Here is a 15,971-nt window from a genome sequence, read left to right as displayed (position 1 = left end):
GCATACATGACGGATGAGGCCCCGGTCCAGCGGTGTAGGCTCGCCAGCGCGCCGACGCAGGCGCGCGACGAGGGGAGAGGCATGACCACCACCGCACCGGGACCGGTGCCGGTCGAGGGCGGCGGACCGGCTCGGGATCGGGTGTACGCCTGGCTGCGCGACGGGATCATCTCGGGCGAGCTGGAAGGCGGGCGGTTCCTCGACGAGCTGTGGGTCTCCGGGGTGGTCGGCGTGTCGCGGACGCCGGTGCGCGAAGCGTTCCACCGGCTCGAGGCCGAGCGGTTCATCAGCCTGCTGCCGCGCAAGGGCGCGCAGGTCCGCACGGTGACCGCGCGGGAGCTGGAAGAGGTCTACCAGAGCCGGCGGCTCATCGAGGGCCACGCGATCACCGAGGTCTGCGCCGCGGGCGCGGGTGCCCCCGCCGAGATGGCCGGCCTGATCGAGGACATGGGCCGCGCGGGCGCGGAACGTGACTGGTTCGCCGTGTCCGGGCTCGACCGCCGGTTCCACCGGGCGATCGTGAACGCCGCCGGCAACACCGTGCTCACCGAGCTGTACGACACACTCCGCTCGCGCCAGCAGCGCGTGGCCGTGCGGGCGCTGGAAGCGCGGCCGGAGCGGCTGTCGATCATCGACGAGGAGCACCGGCAGCTCGTGGCCGCGCTCGACGCGGGGGACGCGGAAACGGCGCTGCGGATCCTGAACCAGCACCTGCGGCCGGTTTCCGAGGTGGTCTCGGCTCTTGACCGCACCTGAACGGGCGTGAGCGGCGCGGCCCCGCGGGTGCGAATGATAGGAAGGTCGAGTGACCGAACCGAACTCGATCGACGCCGCCGCTGACGAGGCCGTCACGCTCACCAGCGACCTCATCCGCATCGACACCACCAACACCGGAGACCCCGACACCCTGATCGGCGAACGTGCCGCCGCCGAGTACGTCGCGGAGCAGCTCACCGACGCCGGCTACGAGATCACCTACGTCGAGTCCGGTGGCGAAGACCGCCACAACGTCATCGTCCGGCTGGCCGGGGCCGATCCGTCGCGCGGGGCCCTGCTGATCCACGGGCACCTCGACGTCGTGCCCGCCGACCCGGCCGAGTGGTCGGTGCACCCGTTCTCCGGCGCCGTGCAGGACGGCTACGTCTGGGGCCGCGGCGCGGTGGACATGAAGGGCATGGTCGGCATGACGCTGGCCCTGGCCCGCCACTACAAGATCCACGGCATCGTGCCCCCGCGCGACATCGTCTTCGCGTTCCTCGCCGACGAGGAGGCCGGCGGCAAGTACGGCGCGCAGTGGCTGGTGGAGAACCGGCCCGAGCTGTTCGAAGGCGTCACCGAGGCGATCAGCGAGGTCGGCGGGTTCTCGATCACGCTGAAAGACGACGTGCGCGCGTACGTGATCGAGACGGCCGAGAAGGGCATCCGCTGGATGAAGCTGCGCGTGCGCGGCACGGCGGGCCACGGCTCGATGATCCACCGCGACAACGCGGTCACCAAGCTCGCCGAGGCCGTCGCGAAGCTCGGCAGCCACCAGTTCCCGCTCGTGCTCACCGACTCCGTGCGCGAGTTCCTCGCCGGCGTCACCGAGATCACCGGCTGGGACTTCCCCGAGGACGACCTCGAGGGCTCGGTCGCCAAGCTGGGCAACATCTCCCGCATGATCGGCGCCACCCTGCGCGACACCGCGAACCCGACGATGCTCACCGCCGGCTACAAGTCGAACGTGATCCCGTCGGTCGCCGAGGCCGCGGTCGACTGCCGCATCCTGCCCGGGCGCATCGAGGCGTTCGACCGCGAGCTCGACGAGCTGCTCGGCCCGGACATCGAGAAGGAGTGGATGGAGCTCCCGCCGGTCGAGACCACGTTCGACGGCGCGCTCGTCGACGCGATGACCGCCGCGGTGCTCGCCGAGGACCCGGGCGCGCGCACGCTGCCGTACATGCTTTCCGGCGGCACCGACGCGAAGTCGTTCCAGCAGCTCGGGATCCGCAACTTCGGCTTCGCGCCGCTGAAGCTGCCGGCCGACCTCGACTTCTCCGCGCTCTTCCACGGCGTGGACGAGCGCGTGCCGGTGGACGCGCTCAAGTTCGGCACGCGCGTGCTGGACCGGTTCGTGCGTTCGTCCTGAGCGCCGGAAACGACCGCGTTGCCCGCGTTCACGCTCGCCGACGGGACACCTCTGCACCTCGTGCGCTGGGGTGACCCGTCGGCCCGGCGTGACCGTGGTGCTCCTGCACGGCTACGCGCTCGACCGCCGCAGCTGGGGCCGGATCGCGCCGCTGCTGCCGGAGGCGGTGGACGAGCCGCTGTCGGTCGTCGGCTACGACCACCGCGGCCACGGCAAGTCCGGCCGCGCCGGCCGCGGCACGGCGACCATGGCGCAGCTGGGCGACGACCTCGCCGAAGTGCTGGCACGCGCCGTGCCCGAGGGCCGTGTGGTGCTGGTGGGCCACGACATGGGCGGGCTCGCGATCATGTCGCTCACGCAACGCCATCCGGAGCTGTTCGCCGCGCGCGTGGCCGGGCTGGTGCTGCTCGCGACGTCGTCCGGGCGGCTCGCCACGGAGGCTTCGGCGGCGTGGCCGGGCGCGCTCGGGATGCTGGCGCAGGACCTGGAACTGGTGCTGGGCGCCAAGTTCTTCGGGCTGGTGCGCGAGCACACGAGCCGCGCGGTCAGCGCCGGCCTGCGCTGGTGGCTCTTCGGTGACGACCCGGATCCGGACCTGGTGGAGCTGACCGTGACGATGATCCGGCGCAACTGGCCGCACACCGTCGCGGTGTTCCGTCCCGCGCTCGACGCGTACGCGCGCGAAGCGGCGCTCGCGCGAGTGGGTGCCCTGCCGGTCACGGCGATCGTGGGGGAGCGGGACCGGATCGTGGCGGCCACAGACGTCGAGCACCTCGTCCGGGGCCTCGAACACGGCACGGCTGTGGTGCTGCCGGGCGTCGGCCACGTCGTGCCGCTGGAAGCCGCCGCCCAGGTCGTGCCCCGGATCGTGGCTCAGGTACGCGAGGCGTACCGACAACATCGTGGTTCTTGACAACTTCGTTTTTCGGCAGCACGATGGGCGCATGTTTCCCGTTGCGGTGATCGAGGACGCGGCCGCGGCCGAGGTGTCGCTCGACCCGGTCCGCGCCCGGCTGCTGGCCGAGCTGGTGGAGCCGGCGTCGGCGACCATGCTCGCGGCCCGCGTCGACCTGCCCCGCCAGAAGGTCAACTACCACCTGCGCGCGCTGGAGAAGCACGGGCTCGTGGAGCTGGTGGAGGAGCGGCGCAAGGGCAACGTCACCGAGCGCATGATGCGCGCGACCGCGGCGTCCTACGTGATCTCGCCGTCGGCGCTGGCGGCGGTGCAGCCGGACCCGGCGCAATCGCCCGACCGGCTGTCGGCGCGCTGGCTGCTCGCCGTGGCGGGCCGGCTGGTGCGCGACGTCGGGATCCTGATCACGGGTGCCGCCAAGGCGCGCAAGCGCGTCGCGACGTTCGCGCTCGACGGCGAGGTGCGGTTCGCCTCGGCGGCGGACCGGGCCGCGTTCGCCGAGGAGCTCGCGGTGGCCGTGACGAGCCTGGTGGGGAAGTACCACGACGAGGGAGCGGAGAACGGTCGCGCGCACCGCGTGATCGTGGCCGTGCACCCGAGCGTGCCGGACGAGGAGGCCTGAAGTGGCGGAGTTCAGCGGGAAAGAGTTCGAGCTGCCCGGGGCGGCCGAGGTGGCCGCGACCCCGGAGCAGATCTGGGCGGCGATCGCGACCGGGCCGGGCATCGACTCGTGGTACATGGGCCGCAACGAGGTCGAAGGCGGCCTCGGCGGCGTCGTGCGCGGCTCGTTCGCGGGCTACGAGCCGGAGATGGCGATCACCGCGTGGGACCCGCTGGAACGGCTCGTCTACGGCACCCAGACCGAGCCCGACGGGCGGCGGATCGCTTATGAGTTCCTGATCGAGGGCCGCGACGGCGGCAGCTCGGTCGTCCGCTGCGTCACCAGCGGCTTCCTGCCCGGCGACGACTGGGAGGACGAGTTCGAGGCGATGGCCGCGGGCGGCGCGCTGTTCTTCCGCAACCTCGCCGAGTACGTCACGTACTTCGCCGGCCGCACGGCCACCCCGGTCACGGTGTTCGGCCCGCCGGTGTCCGACTGGGACCGGCTGTGGGCGGCGCTCGGGAACCGGCTGGGACTGGCGGGCCGGCCCGAGGAGGGCGACCGCGTGCGCATCGATTTGGCGGGCCGGGCCGTCGAAGGCGTCGTCTACGCCGTGAACCCGCAGACGGTGGGCGTGCGCACAGCCGACGCGCTCTACTGCTTCCTGCAGGGCTTCCACGGCCCGCTCATCGCCTGCCACCACGTGTTCTCCGCCGAGGCGGGCGACGAGCAGAGCTGGCAGGAGTGGCTCGGGCGGCTCGCCGCCTGACCCGGACACCGGGCTCGCGCTGCCGGCGCCCCGGTCAGCCGGCTCGCGGGGCCACCGGGCGCCGGGCTTGAGCGCCGAAGCGATCCTGGCCCGCTGTGCCAGCAGCACCGAGTAGGGCTGGCCCAGGGAGTGCCCTCCGTCGACCTGCAGGTTGTGCCCGATCACGTAGCCCGATTCGTCGCTCGCCAGATAGACCGCGGCGGCGGCGACGTCGTCCGTCGTTCCCGCGCGCGGCGTCGGGCTGACCTCCTTGACCAGGGGAGTGATCTTTTCGCCCACCGCGGCCAGCACCTCGGGGGTCTCGGCTTCTTCGTCGCCGTACCCGGCGACCTTGGCAAAAATCCCGGTCGTGACCCCGCTGACGCTGATGGTGTTCACGCGGACTCCGTGCTGGCCCAGCTCGGCGGCCGCCCATTGGCTCAAGTGGTGGAGGCCGGCCTTGGACACGGAGTAGTCCAGGCCCGAATTGGCGACCCGCGTTCCCGCGATGCTGCCGATGTTGATGATGCTGCCCGCGCCCTGCGCGCACATGTACCCGGCGGCGTATTTGATGCCGAGCAGCGGACCGCAGACGTTCACGTCGAACGCCCGCCGGAAATCGGCCAGGTCGACGTCGGTGACCGAGCTGATGGTGGCGGGTGCCCCCGCGTTGTTCACCAGCACGTCGATGCGGCCGAACCGGTCCGAGGTCGAGCGGACCAGGTCCTCGACCTCGGTGTCCACCGACACGTCGGCCCGGTGAAAACTGGCCGCTGGGCCCAGCCGTTCCGCGATCGCGAGACCGTTTTTCGCGCGCCGCCCGGAAAGGACGACCTGAGCGCCCTCGGCGACGAACCGGTGGGCGATGGCGGCCCCGATGCCGCTGGTGGCGCCGGTGACCACGGCGATTTTTCCGTCCAGCCTGTTCATGTTCACCCTCTTTGGCATGATTCGGCCGCCGGCCGAAGACCTGGTCGTACGCGAAGATCCACTGCGTACGCTAACGGGCCGGATCAGGGTGAAAAGGCGCGCGAAAATCTTGGTCTGGACTTATTGGTGTTACGTGGCGAGCCCGGGCAGGCGGTCGGCGGCCGTGCGCTTGCGCCGCAACCAGACCCGCCGGGTGCCGTCGGCGTAGAGCCGCACCGTGCGCAGCTCCCAGCCGGCGAACTCGGCGTGGATCGAGAGCTGGATCGCCGCCGCGCGCCGGGACACACCCGGGGGCAGGCGCAGGCGGCGGTACTCCCAATCCCCTTCGACCACCGCCTCGTCGACCGTCGTCATGGCTGGATCACCTGGGTCCCTTCTCCTGCGGCCGAGCCGACGAGCACTCGGCCGCTCCGGTCGTCGACGCTCACCGAGTTCGGCTGGCGCACGGTCGGGAATCGGTACTTCTCGGTGGGCTCGCCGCCGCGGACGTCGAAGCCCACCACTTGGTTCTGCCCGGTCAGGGTGACCCAGGCCAGGTTGCGCTGGTGGTCGTAGGCGATGCCGTAGATCCCGCCGGGCACCGGGTAGCGCTGCCGCAGGATCAGCGGGCCGACGGAGAACGCGAGCAGCGCGCCCGCTCGGGCGTCGGTGACCAGCACGCGCCCGTACGAGTCGCTGGTGGCGTTAGCCGCGCCGTCGCCGGCGCGCAGGCCTTCGCCCATCGTCCCGGCGTTCACGTCGACGCTGAACACGGCGGTGCGCAGGCGGTCGAGCACCACCACACCCTGCCCGGTGTCCACGACGTCGTCGGCGCTGTAGAGCTGGCCGGTGATGGTCTTGGTGACCGCGCCGCCGGCCAGGACCTCCACGGCCTTGCGGTCGCGGACGGCCACGATCGTGTCCGGCCCGTCGGCCACCCCGGCGGTGGGCTGGCCCGCCACCGGCTGCGTGGTCAGTCCGCCACCGGGCAGTGTGATCTTCGCGAGCTCACCCTTGGTCGGGATGCTCGCGATCGCCTGGCCGTCGGACGTCGTCAGCGATTCGGCCGGTCCGGGCAGGGGCACGGTGACCCGGGGGGTGCTCAGCGAGTCGAGGTCGTAGACGAGCACCGACGGCGGCTGCGTGACCGCGACCACGAGCGTGCGGGTCTTCTCATCGGTCGCCATCGCCGACACGGCGGGCGTCGCCAGTACCTGACCCGCGGGCTTGGTCGTCACGGCCGGGGAGACCGCCGGCTTCGCGGCCACGGGGTTCGCGACCACCTGCAGCGAGTCGGAGTTGTCCTGGCCCGAAGCCGAGCATGCCGAGAGCGCGAGGGCACCGACGAGCGGAATCGCGATCCGCGACGCGGCGGTGAGCCGACGCACCTTGAAGCCTCCTGCAGTTCCTCGGCGAGGTGTCCTCACCAGCATCCCCCACGATTCCCGTGCCGTCACGTGTGCGTCATCCAACAGACACCTGCGCCTCATTTCGGTCCCCGCTCGGGGTAGCCCACGTCGACGCAGCTCACGTCGTCGAGCGCGCTGCGGATCGCGGGCGGGAGCGTGAGCTCCTCCGCCGCCAGCGAACCGGTCAGCTGGCCGGTGTCGCGGGCGCCGACGACCGGCGCCACCACCCCCGGCCGGTCGCGCACCCAGGCCAGCGCGACGACCAGCGGCGAGGTGCCGAGCCCGTCGGCGGCGGTGGCCACGGCCTGCACGATCCGCGCCGCGCGGTCCGTGCGGTGGTGTTCCACGTACCCGGCGAACTCGCTGGACGCGCCGCGCGAGTCCGCGGGCGTGCCGGTGCGGTACTTGCCGGTCAGCACGCCGCGGCCCAGCGGCGCCCAGGGCAGCAGCCCGATGCCGTGGTGCAGCGCGGCGGGCGCGGCTTCGCGGTCGACCCCGCGCTCCAGCAGCGAGTACTCGTACTGGCAGGACACGATCGGCGCGACCGCGCTCGCGCGCGAGGCGGCCGTGGCCAGCTGCCAGCCCGCGTAGTTGGAGACGCCGACGTAGCGGACCTTTCCGCTGGTCACGGCGTACTCCAGGGCCGAGAGGGTCTCCTCGATCGGCACCCCGGCGTCCCACGCGTGCAGCTGCCACAGATCGAGGTGGTCGGCGCCGAGCCGGCGCAGCGAGCCGTCGAGCGCGTTCAGCAGCGCGCCCCGGGAAGCCCCGCCGCCGAAGGGGCCTTCGGTGCGCCGCGCGACGGCCTTCGTGGCGACCACCACGTCGTCGCGGGGCACGAGATCGCCCAGCAGGCTCCCGAGCACGCGCTCGGCCTCGCCTTCGGCGTAGATGTCCGCGGTGTCCACGAGGGTGCCGCCGGCGTCGACGAACGCGACGAGCTGGCTGGCCGCCTCCTCGGCGTCGGTGTCGCCGCCCCACGTCATCGTGCCGAGCGCCAGGCGCGAGACCCGCAGTCCCGACCGGCCGAGCTGTCGCTTTTCCACGACCACCGAGCCTAGCCGTCGGCCCGGCCCGTACTTGACCAAGGTGACGCCGTGTCGCGACCGGCCACCCCGTCGGTGCACCCAGGGCACGGCGCGAGTCGTGCCCTCGGTACGTTTCCGGCCGTGCGAATGGGACTCAACCTCGGTTACTGGGGCACCGGGGACAACTCCGCGAACCTGGCGCTGGCCGGGAGAGCGGACGAACTCGGGTATTCGGTGGTGTGGGCGGCCGAGGCGTACGGCTCCGACGCCGTGACGATGCTCACCTGGATCGCCGCGCGGACCGAGCGGATCGACGTCGGCAGCGCCGTGCTGCAGATCCCGGCGCGGACGCCGGCGATGACCAGCATGACCGCCGCCACGCTCGACACGCTCTCGGGCGGCCGCTTCCGGCTCGGCCTGGGTGTCTCGGGCCCGCAGGTGTCGGAGGGCTGGCACGGCGTGCGGTTCGCCGACCCGGTGGGCCGCACCCGCGAGTACGTGGAGATCGTGCGGGCCGTGCAGTCGCGCCGCCGCGTGCGGTTCAGCGGCGAGCACTTCGAGCTGCCGCTGCCCGACGGGCCCGGGCTCGCGCTGGGCCTGACCTTCCGGCCCGAACGCAAGCAGGTGCCGGTGTACCTCGCCGCGATCGGGCCGAAGAACCTCGAGCTGACGGGCGAGATCGCCGACGGCTGGCTGCCGGTGTTCTTCTCGCCCGGGCACGCGGGCGAGCAGCTCGCGCACATCCGCGCCGGCGCCGAGGCCGCCGGGCGGTCGCTCGACGGGTTCGACATCGCCCCGTCCGTGCCGCTCGTGGTCGGCGACGACTGGCGCGAGTGCGCCGACGCCGTCCGCGCCCACGCCGCGCTGTACGTGGGCGGGATGGGCAGCCGGAAGCAGAACTTCTACAACCGCCTCGCCGTGCGGATGGGGTTCGAGGCGGAGGCAGCCGAGGTGCAGGAGAAATACCTCGCGCGCGACTACGCGGGGGCTCAGGCGGCCGTGCCGCTGGAATTCCTCGACGCGACGTCGCTGCTCGGTCCGCGGGAGCGGATCGCCGAGCGCATGGCGGAGTTCGCGAAGGCGGGCGTGACGACGTTGTCCGTGACTCCGTACGGGGAGTCCGCGGGATTCGAGGCGGCCCTGCGGACCGCCGTGGAAGCGATCGAACTGGCGGGAGTGGCCTGATGGGGTGGTTCGAAGCACTGGTGCTGGGGCTGGTGCAGGGACTCACGGAGTTCCTGCCCATCTCCTCCAGCGCGCACCTGCGGATCGTGGCCGCGCTCGTCGGCTGGGACGACCCGGGCGCGGCGTTCACCGCCGTGACGCAGATCGGCACCGAGCTCGCGGTGATCCTGTACTTCGGGAAGAAGATCGGCCGCATCCTGCAGGCTTGGTTCTTCTCGCTCTACCGCCGCAGCTGGCGCCGCGACCCCGACGCGCGGCTGGGCTGGCTGATCATCGTCGGCTCGATCCCCATCGTCGTGCTCGGCCTGCTGCTGCAGGACCAGATCGACGAGGCCTTCCGCGACCTGCGCATCACCGCGTCGACACTGATCGTCTTCGGCGTGATCCTGCTCATCGCCGACCGCGTCGGCTCACAGCGGCGCACCCTCGACCACCTCACCGTGCCGCACGGCCTCGGCTTCGGCTTCGCCCAGGCCCTGGCCCTGATCCCGGGCGTCTCGCGCTCCGGCGGCACCACCAGCGCCGGCCTGCTCATGGGCTACACCCGCGCCGACGCGGCGGAGTACTCGTTCCTGCTGGCCCTGCCGGCCGTGTTCGGCTCGGGCCTGTACAAGCTCACCGACATCGGCAAGAACGGCGAGACCGCCCAGTGGGGCCCCACGATCCTGGCGACGCTGGTGGCCTTCGGCGTCGGGTACGTGGTGATCGCGTGGCTGATGTCCTACATCAAGCGCAAGAGCTTCGTGCCGTTCGTGATCTACCGGATCGTGCTCGGCCTGCTGCTGTTCGGACTGATCATCGGCGGCGTGCTCGACCCGAACGCAGGACCGGTCGGAAGCTGAGCTGTGTTTTTGGCGTTGGCTCCGCCGCCGCGTGCGAGATCGCCGTTGAGCCGGCTTCTGGATCGGGCGGTCGGATCGGCCGGGGCCGATCGCACCGCCCGATCCAGAAGCCGGCGCGATCTCGCGCTGTGGTGGCGTCAGTCCGCCGTGGCCAGGGTGACGTGGTTTTCGGGGGGATGCGTGCGCGGCGCGAGCTGGGCGCGTTCGTCGAGGACCTGGCGGTAGTGGGCGATCAGGCTGTCGCCGGCGGCTTCCCAGGTGTGGCGGAGGGCGAAGGACCGCGCGGCCGCGCCGAAGGTGGCGCGTTGCGCAGGCGACTCGACGAGGCAGCGCACGGCGTCGCGCAGGGCGGTTTCGTCGAGCGGCGGTACGAGGAAGCCCGTCCGCCCGTGCTCGACGAGGTCGAGCGGGCCGCCGGCCGCGGGCGCGACCACCGGGAGGCCGCTGGCCATCGCCTCCTGGACGGTCAGGCCGAAGGTCTCGAACGGCCCGGTGTGCGCGAAGACGTCGAGTGACGCGTAGATGCGCGGGAGCTCGTCGCCGACGCGCATGCCCAGGAACGTCGCGTCGGGCAGCGCCGTCCTCAGTCGGGGACCGTTAGGGCCGTCGCCGACGACGACCACCCGCACCCCCGGCAGGCCGCAGACGCCGCGCAGCAGCTCGACGTGCTTGTCCGGCGCGAGGCGGCCGACGTACCCGACGAGGACCTCACCGTTCGGCGCGAGCCGGCGGCGCAGGTCCGGATCCCGGTGCCGCGGGTCGAAGCGCACGGCGTCGACGCCGTGGGGGAGCAGGTGGATGCGCGGGATGCCCTGCTCCTCCAGCGCCAGCTTCGACGCGCTGGAGGAGACGATCGTGCGATCGGCCGGCCGGTGGATCCCGCGCAGCCGGCGCCACACGTACCGCGAGCCGCCCGGCACCCGGGGCGCGTAGGACCGGCAGTAAGCGGCGACGTCGGTCTCGTACACCGCGACGATCGGCACCCGCCGCTTCAGGGCCGCCCGCACGGCGTGCGCGCCGAGCAGCAGCGGGCTCGACAGGTGCACGACATCAGGCCGGTGCGCGGCGATCGCGCGGCCCACCACGCCGGTCGGCAGCGCCATGCGCACGTCCGGGTAACCCGGCCACGACAGCGCGGGCGCCCGGACCACCGGGGAGTCCCCGCTCTCCGCGTCGGTGCCCGTCCGCAGCCCGGCCGGCGCGGTCGGCGCCACGACCAGCGGCGAATGACCACGCCGCACGAGGTGCTCCGCGGCCCGCGACGCGGTGTGCGCGACCCCGTTGACCTGCGGCGGGTACGACTCGGTCACGACGAGGACCCGCAACGAAGATCCCGCGCTCTGCGTGGACGTCATTCGGCTGATCCAAACCCATGACACCGACCGCACATCCCCGGGAACAACACCCGAACACGAGGTTCCCACCAGACAACGCGCTGAACCATCCGAAGTCGCCCCCACCGCGAGATCGCGCCGGCTTCCGGATGGGGCGGTGCGATCGGCCCCCGGCCGATCCGACCGCTCCATCCGGAAGCCGGCTCAAAGGCGATCTCGCACGCCCCGGCGGAGCCGGGGCCAAAGACTCAGCGATCTCGCACGCCTCGGCGGAGCCGAGGCCGAAGACACAGTTACTGTTGCTTTCGTGAGTACGGTCATCTTGCTGCGGCACGGGAAGTCCACCGCGAACGGGTCCGGCGTCCTGGCGGGGCGCACGCCGAAGGTCGGTCTCGACGACACCGGCCGCACGCAGGCCGAGAAGCTGGTCGAGCGGCTGGCCGGCGTGCCGGTCGCCGAGCTGGTGGTGTCGCCGATGCTGCGGTGCAAGCAGACGGTGACGCCGCTGGCGACGGCGCTGGGTCTGGACAAAACCGTGGAGCCGCGCCTGTCCGAAGTGGACTACGGCGACTGGACCGGTCGTGAGCTGAAGACGCTGGTCAAGGAGCCGCTGTGGCGGGTGGTCCAGTCGCACCCGTCGGCGGCGGTGTTCCCCGGCGGTGAGGGCCTGGCCGCGATGCAGGCGCGCGCGGTGGCCGCGATCCGCGCCCACGACGCCCGCATCACCGCCGAGCACGGTGACCACGCGGTGTGGATCGCGTGCAGCCACGGCGATGTGATCAAGGCGGTGCTGGCCGACGCACTGGGCCAGCACCTCGACGCGTTCCAGCGCATCGTGGTGGACCCGGCGTCGGTGTCGGTGGTCCGCTACACCGAGACCCGGCCGTTCGTGCTGCGCGTGAACGAGAACGGCGGCGACCTCAAGGGCATCGTGCCCCCGCCGCCGAAGAAGAAGTCCCGCGGCAAGAAGGCGGGCGACAGCGACGCGGTGGTCGGGGGCAGCACCGGGCGCTGAGCCGGGCGGACACGCCCTCGGCGGAAAGCGGCTCGACCAGGGCCGCGAAACCCGTAGGGTGGGCGGGATCAGCGCGGGAAAGCACGTGAAGAACCAGGAGCACAACCCGATGATTTCGCCGGACAACCCGTTCGCCACCCCGAGTGAGCTGCCCTACGCCCTGCCGCCGTTCGACAAGATCAAGGTCGAGCACTACCGGCCCGCGTTCGAAGAGGGCCTGATCGCCCACGCCGCGGAGATCCGGGACATCGCCGAGAACCCGGCGGAGCCCACGTTCGAGAACACCATCGCCGCGCTGGAGCGGGCGGGGGAGCTGCTGGAGCGGGCGTCCGGCACGTTCTTCAACGTCTCCGGTTCCGACTCGACCGACGAGATCCAGGAGATCCAGGCGGAGCTGGCGCCGAAGCTGGCCGCGCACTCCGACGCGATCCACCTGGACCCGCAGCTGTTCGCGCGGATCAGCGCGCTGTACGAGCGCCGCGAGAGCCTCGGCCTCGACGCCGAGTCGCTGCGCCTGCTGGAGCGCCGCCACACCGACTTCAGCCGCGCGGGCGCCGGCCTGCCCGCGGCCGAGCAGGAGAAGCTGCGCAAGCTCAACGAGCAGCTCTCGACCCTGCAGACGAAGTTCCAGCAGAACCTGCTGCGCGACACCAACGAGCTCGCCGTGGTCCTCGACGACGTCGCCGACCTGGCCGGGCTCGACGAGGGCGCGATCGCCACCGCCGCCGAGGCGGCCGCGGCTCGCGGCGAAGCGGGCAAGTACGTCCTGAACCTCACGCTGCCGACCGCGCAGGCGGCCCTGGAGTCGCTGGAGAACCGCGCCGTGCGCGAGCGCGTCTTCACCGCGTCGGTCTCGCGGGGCAACCGCGGCAACGAGTACGACAACAACTCCGTCGCCGCCGAGGTCGTCCGCCTGCGGGCCGAGCGCGCGGCGCTGCTGGGCTACCCCGACCACGCGTCGTACGTGATCTCCGACGAGACGGCCAAGACCGCCGACGCGGCCTCGGGCCTGCTGGAGCGGCTGGCGCCGGTCGCCGTGGCCAACGCCCGCGCGGAGGCCGCCGAGCTGCAGCAGCACCTCGAGGCCGACGTTCCCGGCGCGACGCTGAAGCCGTGGGACTGGGCGTTCTACGCCGAGAAGGTGCGCCGCGAGCGCTACGAGGTGGACACCGCGGCGCTGCGCCCGTACTTCGAGCTCAACCGCGTGCTCACCGACGGCGTGTTCTTCGCCGCTAACCGCCTGTACGGCCTGACCTTCACCGAACGCGACGACCTGCCCAAGTACCACCCGGAGGTGCGGACCTTCGAGGTCTTCGACGCCGACGGCAGCGGCATGGGCCTGTTCCTCGTGGACTACTACACGCGTGACTCCAAGCGCGGCGGCGCGTGGATGAACAACTTCGTGAGCCAGTCGGACCTGCTGGGGCGGAAGTCCGTGGTGGTCAACGTGCTCAACGTCGCGAAGCCGCCGGCGGGGGAGCCGACCCTGCTGACGCTCGACGAGGTCACCACCGTGTTCCACGAGTTCGGCCACGCCCTGCACGGGCTGCTCTCGGGCGTCGTCTACCCGACGTTCTCCGGCCCGAACGTGCCGCGTGACTTCGTGGAGTACCCGTCGCAGGTCAACGAGATGTGGATGCTGTGGCCGGAGGTGCTGGCCCACTACGCCAAGCACCACGTGACGGGGGAGCCGCTGCCCGCCGAGCAGGTCGCCAAGCTGGAAGCCGCGCAGCAGTACGGCGAGGGCTTCAAGACGACGGAGTACCTGGCCGCGTCGCTGCTCGACCTCGCCTGGCACCGCCTCGGCGTGGACGACCGCGTCGACGACGTCCAGCGCTTCGAGGCCGACGCGCTGGAGAAGACCGGCGTGGCCCTGGAAAGCGTCCCGCCGCGCTACCGCACCACGTACTTCAACCACGTCTTCGGCGGCGGCTACAGCGCGGGCTACTACTCCTACATCTGGAGCGAGGTCCTCGACGCCGACACCGTGCAGTGGTTCCGCGAGAACGGCGGGCTGAAGCGCGAGAACGGCGACCACTTCCGCTCGACCCTGCTGGGCCGCGGGGGGAGCGTGGACCCGATGGAGGCGTTCGCGAACTTCCGCGGCCGTCAGCCGGAGATCCAGCCGCTGCTGGAGCGCCGGGGTCTCGCGGGAGCCTGATCGTTTTCGGGGTGGGGCCGATCGGGAACGGTCGGCCCCACTTTTGTCTCTTGTGGACTGTATAACGACCTATACAGCCGGGCATCGTTCCAGCCGTGGTCACTCCAAAGGGAACAAGATCGGGCTGATGAGGTGCTGACGCCGGCCGGCGGCGGGCTCGTTGTGCAGCCGGGGGAGGAGGACTTCACGGAGATCGGTGATCAGGTCGGCGAGCTCCTCGTGGCTCAGCCAGACGGAGTGCTGGCGGTAGCCCACCAGGTCCTCGGCCGGATCCGCGCCGGCGCGGCCCAGGTACGCGGTGAACTCGGCGATCAACGTCGTCATCGCGGTCGCGAACACCTTGCGGTGGTCGTCGAGCGTCGCCGAGGCTGCCGTGTCCGCGTCGACCACCGCGCGGTCACGGCGCAGCCGGTAGCTGCGCTCGACGGCGCCGCGGACGCGTTGTTCCTCGGCCACTTCGAGGATTCCGGCTTCGGCGAGCAGGCCGACGTGGCGGTACAGGGTCGCCTTCGACACGTCGTGGATGCGCTCGGCCAGCTCGGTGGTGGTGAGGGGGCGCCCGCCGGAGAGGGCGTGCACCACGCGCAGCCGCACCGGGTGCACCAGGAGTTCGAGATCGTCCACGCCGTTATGTTCGCACATCTGCTACCGTTCTCAATGTTGAGAACGGTGGGCCGCTGGGGGTCCGTGACGGGAGGTTCGGCGATGAAGGTCGATGGGGCACCACTGGGCGAGCACTACGAGATCGCCGGGCGCCGGCTGCTGCTGCACCGCTCCGGTGCGGGCGGCCCCGCGGTGGTGTTCTTGCCCGGCGCGGGCTTGATGGCGTACGACTTCCTGAACGTGCAGCAGCGCGTCGCGGAGTTCACCACGAGCGTGGTGTACGACCGGGCCGGCACGGGCTGGAGCGCCACAGCCGGGCTGCCGCGCACGCCGGACGAGGTGACGGACGAGCTGCGGGCCTTGCTGGCGGCCGCGGACGTGTCGGGACCGTACGTGCTGGCCGGGCATTCGCTCGGGGCGCTGTACGCCCGCCGCTACGCGCAGCGCTTCCCCGAGGAGGTCGCCGGCTTGGTGTTCCTCGATCCGGGCCACGAGGACATCCTGGAGTTCCTGCCGGCGGAGGCCGCGGAGCTGAACGAGAGCCTCAAACCCGACCCCACCACCCTGCCTGAACCGACGACCGAGCAGCTGGCCGCCTCCCGCGACGCCCTGCTGGCGCTCTACGCCGCCTGGCCTGACGACGTCCGCAAAGAGTTGGTGGACAAGCACCTCACGGAGTGGCTTACGGCGGTCCTGGAGACGCAGAACTTCGAAACCACGGTGTACGACCAGGTTCGCGCCGGGGGAGGGCTGCCGGACGTCCCTCTCGTCGTGCTGAGCGCACTGGGCGCCAACCCGTACTGGGCGCAGTTCGCGTCGCCGGAGCTGATGAGGGAGATGCTCGCGGGGATCAAGGCACTGCACGCGTCGATCGCCGCTTCGGTTCCGCGAGGTGAGCACCGCGTCCTCGACGGCGCGGCCCACCAGACGATGCACCTCGACCACGAGGACGCGGTCGTGGAGGCGATCCGCTCAGTCTTCTGAGGACGACTGGCGCGGGATGGCACCCGGACGACCGCCGATTCCTTTCGGCTCGGCGCGAGGTCTCCCTCTTCGACGGTGCGGCTCGCCCCGAGCTCGCCGGGTTCGGCAAGC

14 protein-coding genes and 2 pseudogenes are annotated in these 15,971 nt (G+C 71.8%); 10 read left to right on the top strand and 6 right to left on the bottom strand.

All coding sequences use genetic code 11. The features are described from left to right. The first annotated feature begins 81 nt into the window (after window positions 1-81). The 5 genes and pseudogenes from ACFY1H_RS09020 (at window position 82) to ACFY1H_RS09000 (ending at window position 4,411) form a co-directional block, all read left to right on the top strand. The gene (locus ACFY1H_RS09020) at window positions 82-756 is read left to right on the top strand and encodes a GntR family transcriptional regulator (protein WP_366582091.1); all 675 of its coding nucleotides are present in this window, start codon (window positions 82-84) and stop codon (window positions 754-756) included. A 49-nt stretch (window positions 757-805) separates the two neighbouring features. Continuing rightward, window positions 806-2,128, top strand: a complete 1,323-nt coding sequence (locus ACFY1H_RS09015; protein WP_220240646.1) for a M20/M25/M40 family metallo-hydrolase — start codon at window positions 806-808, stop codon at window positions 2,126-2,128. An 18-nt stretch (window positions 2,129-2,146) separates the two neighbouring features. Continuing rightward, window positions 2,147-3,041: pseudogene (locus ACFY1H_RS09010) on the top strand (alpha/beta fold hydrolase). Between the two features lie 31 nt (window positions 3,042-3,072). Beyond that, window positions 3,073-3,663: a helix-turn-helix domain-containing protein gene (locus ACFY1H_RS09005; protein ID WP_366582093.1), complete on the top strand. Its 591-nt coding sequence runs from the start codon at window positions 3,073-3,075 to the stop codon at window positions 3,661-3,663. Window position 3,664: 1 nt separating this feature from the next. Continuing rightward, window positions 3,665-4,411 (top strand): SRPBCC domain-containing protein, encoded by a 747-nt coding sequence (locus ACFY1H_RS09000; RefSeq protein ID WP_366582094.1) that lies wholly within the window; start codon window positions 3,665-3,667, stop codon window positions 4,409-4,411. A gap of 186 nt (window positions 4,412-4,597) precedes the next feature. Here ACFY1H_RS09000 and ACFY1H_RS08995 read toward each other — a convergent pair. The 4 genes and pseudogenes from ACFY1H_RS08995 to ACFY1H_RS08980 form a co-directional block, all read right to left on the bottom strand. Next, window positions 4,598-5,320 (bottom strand): annotated as a pseudogene (locus ACFY1H_RS08995) (SDR family NAD(P)-dependent oxidoreductase); the annotation flags it as partial. Between the two features lie 129 nt (window positions 5,321-5,449). Beyond that, a complete protein-coding gene (locus ACFY1H_RS08990) occupies window positions 5,450-5,674 on the bottom strand; it encodes a DUF5703 family protein (RefSeq protein WP_285967049.1) in 225 nt (74 codons plus the stop codon). After that, window positions 5,671-6,687 carry a YncE family protein gene (locus tag ACFY1H_RS08985; protein ID WP_386945606.1) on the bottom strand — a complete coding sequence of 339 codons (1,017 nt, stop codon included), beginning with the start codon at window positions 6,685-6,687 and terminating at the stop codon, window positions 5,671-5,673. Before ACFY1H_RS08985 ends, ACFY1H_RS08990 begins: the two co-directional genes overlap by 4 nt. Before the next feature lie 98 nt (window positions 6,688-6,785). After that, window positions 6,786-7,754: an aldo/keto reductase gene (locus ACFY1H_RS08980; protein WP_386945604.1), complete on the bottom strand. Its 969-nt coding sequence runs from the start codon at window positions 7,752-7,754 to the stop codon at window positions 6,786-6,788. Between the two features lie 123 nt (window positions 7,755-7,877). Between ACFY1H_RS08980 and ACFY1H_RS08975 the strand changes: the two genes are divergently transcribed. Further along, window positions 7,878-8,921 carry an LLM class F420-dependent oxidoreductase gene (locus ACFY1H_RS08975; RefSeq protein WP_366582097.1) on the top strand — a complete coding sequence of 348 codons (1,044 nt, stop codon included), beginning with the start codon at window positions 7,878-7,880 and terminating at the stop codon, window positions 8,919-8,921. Beyond that, window positions 8,921-9,763: an undecaprenyl-diphosphate phosphatase gene (locus ACFY1H_RS08970; RefSeq protein WP_366582098.1), complete on the top strand. Its 843-nt coding sequence runs from the start codon at window positions 8,921-8,923 to the stop codon at window positions 9,761-9,763. Before ACFY1H_RS08975 ends, ACFY1H_RS08970 begins: the two co-directional genes overlap by 1 nt. Before the next feature lie 137 nt (window positions 9,764-9,900). On the opposite strand, the gene ACFY1H_RS08965 is transcribed toward ACFY1H_RS08970, so the two are convergent. After that, entirely contained in the window at window positions 9,901-11,118 is a 1,218-nt protein-coding gene (locus ACFY1H_RS08965) for a glycosyltransferase family 4 protein (protein ID WP_386945602.1), read from the bottom strand. A gap of 286 nt (window positions 11,119-11,404) precedes the next feature. On the opposite strand from ACFY1H_RS08965, the gene ACFY1H_RS08960 reads away from it, so the two are divergent. Together ACFY1H_RS08960 and ACFY1H_RS08955 are read left to right on the top strand one after the other, a co-directional pair. After that, entirely contained in the window at window positions 11,405-12,112 is a 708-nt protein-coding gene (locus ACFY1H_RS08960) for a histidine phosphatase family protein (protein ID WP_366590114.1), read from the top strand. A gap of 109 nt (window positions 12,113-12,221) precedes the next feature. Further along, a complete protein-coding gene (locus ACFY1H_RS08955) occupies window positions 12,222-14,273 on the top strand; it encodes a M3 family metallopeptidase (RefSeq protein WP_386945957.1) in 2,052 nt (683 codons plus the stop codon). A 99-nt stretch (window positions 14,274-14,372) separates the two neighbouring features. Here the strand turns inward: ACFY1H_RS08955 and ACFY1H_RS08950 are convergent, their stop codons facing one another. Then, window positions 14,373-14,897, bottom strand: coding sequence for a helix-turn-helix domain-containing protein (locus tag ACFY1H_RS08950; protein ID WP_386945600.1), 525 nt, complete (start codon window positions 14,895-14,897; stop codon window positions 14,373-14,375). An 81-nt stretch (window positions 14,898-14,978) separates the two neighbouring features. Here ACFY1H_RS08950 and ACFY1H_RS08945 point away from each other — a divergent pair, with 81 nt between their 5' ends. Then, window positions 14,979-15,860: an alpha/beta hydrolase gene (locus ACFY1H_RS08945; protein ID WP_366590118.1), complete on the top strand. Its 882-nt coding sequence runs from the start codon at window positions 14,979-14,981 to the stop codon at window positions 15,858-15,860. The last annotated feature ends 111 nt before the right edge of the window (window positions 15,861-15,971 follow it).

The sequence above is a fragment of the Amycolatopsis sp. NPDC001319 genome (assembly GCF_042896185.1).
GTDB lineage: Bacteria > Actinomycetota > Actinomycetes > Mycobacteriales > Pseudonocardiaceae > Amycolatopsis.
The sequence above is the reverse complement of the archived record's forward strand: the minus strand, read 5'-3'. Positions and strand labels throughout refer to the sequence as shown.

Coding starts and splice junctions, on each gene's coding strand:
- ACFY1H_RS09020 (WP_366582091.1), top strand. CDS start 82: ATGACCACCACCGCACCGGGACCGGTGCCGGTCGAGGGCGGCGGACCG.
- ACFY1H_RS09005 (WP_366582093.1), top strand. CDS start 3,073: ATGTTTCCCGTTGCGGTGATCGAGGACGCGGCCGCGGCCGAGGTGTCG.
- ACFY1H_RS08990 (WP_285967049.1), bottom strand. CDS start 5,674: ATGACGACGGTCGACGAGGCGGTGGTCGAAGGGGATTGGGAGTACCGC.
- ACFY1H_RS08970 (WP_366582098.1), top strand. CDS start 8,921: ATGGGGTGGTTCGAAGCACTGGTGCTGGGGCTGGTGCAGGGACTCACG.
- ACFY1H_RS08965 (WP_386945602.1), bottom strand. CDS start 11,118: ATGACGTCCACGCAGAGCGCGGGATCTTCGTTGCGGGTCCTCGTCGTG.
- ACFY1H_RS08955 (WP_386945957.1), top strand. CDS start 12,222: ATGATTTCGCCGGACAACCCGTTCGCCACCCCGAGTGAGCTGCCCTAC.
- ACFY1H_RS08945 (WP_366590118.1), top strand. CDS start 14,979: ATGAAGGTCGATGGGGCACCACTGGGCGAGCACTACGAGATCGCCGGG.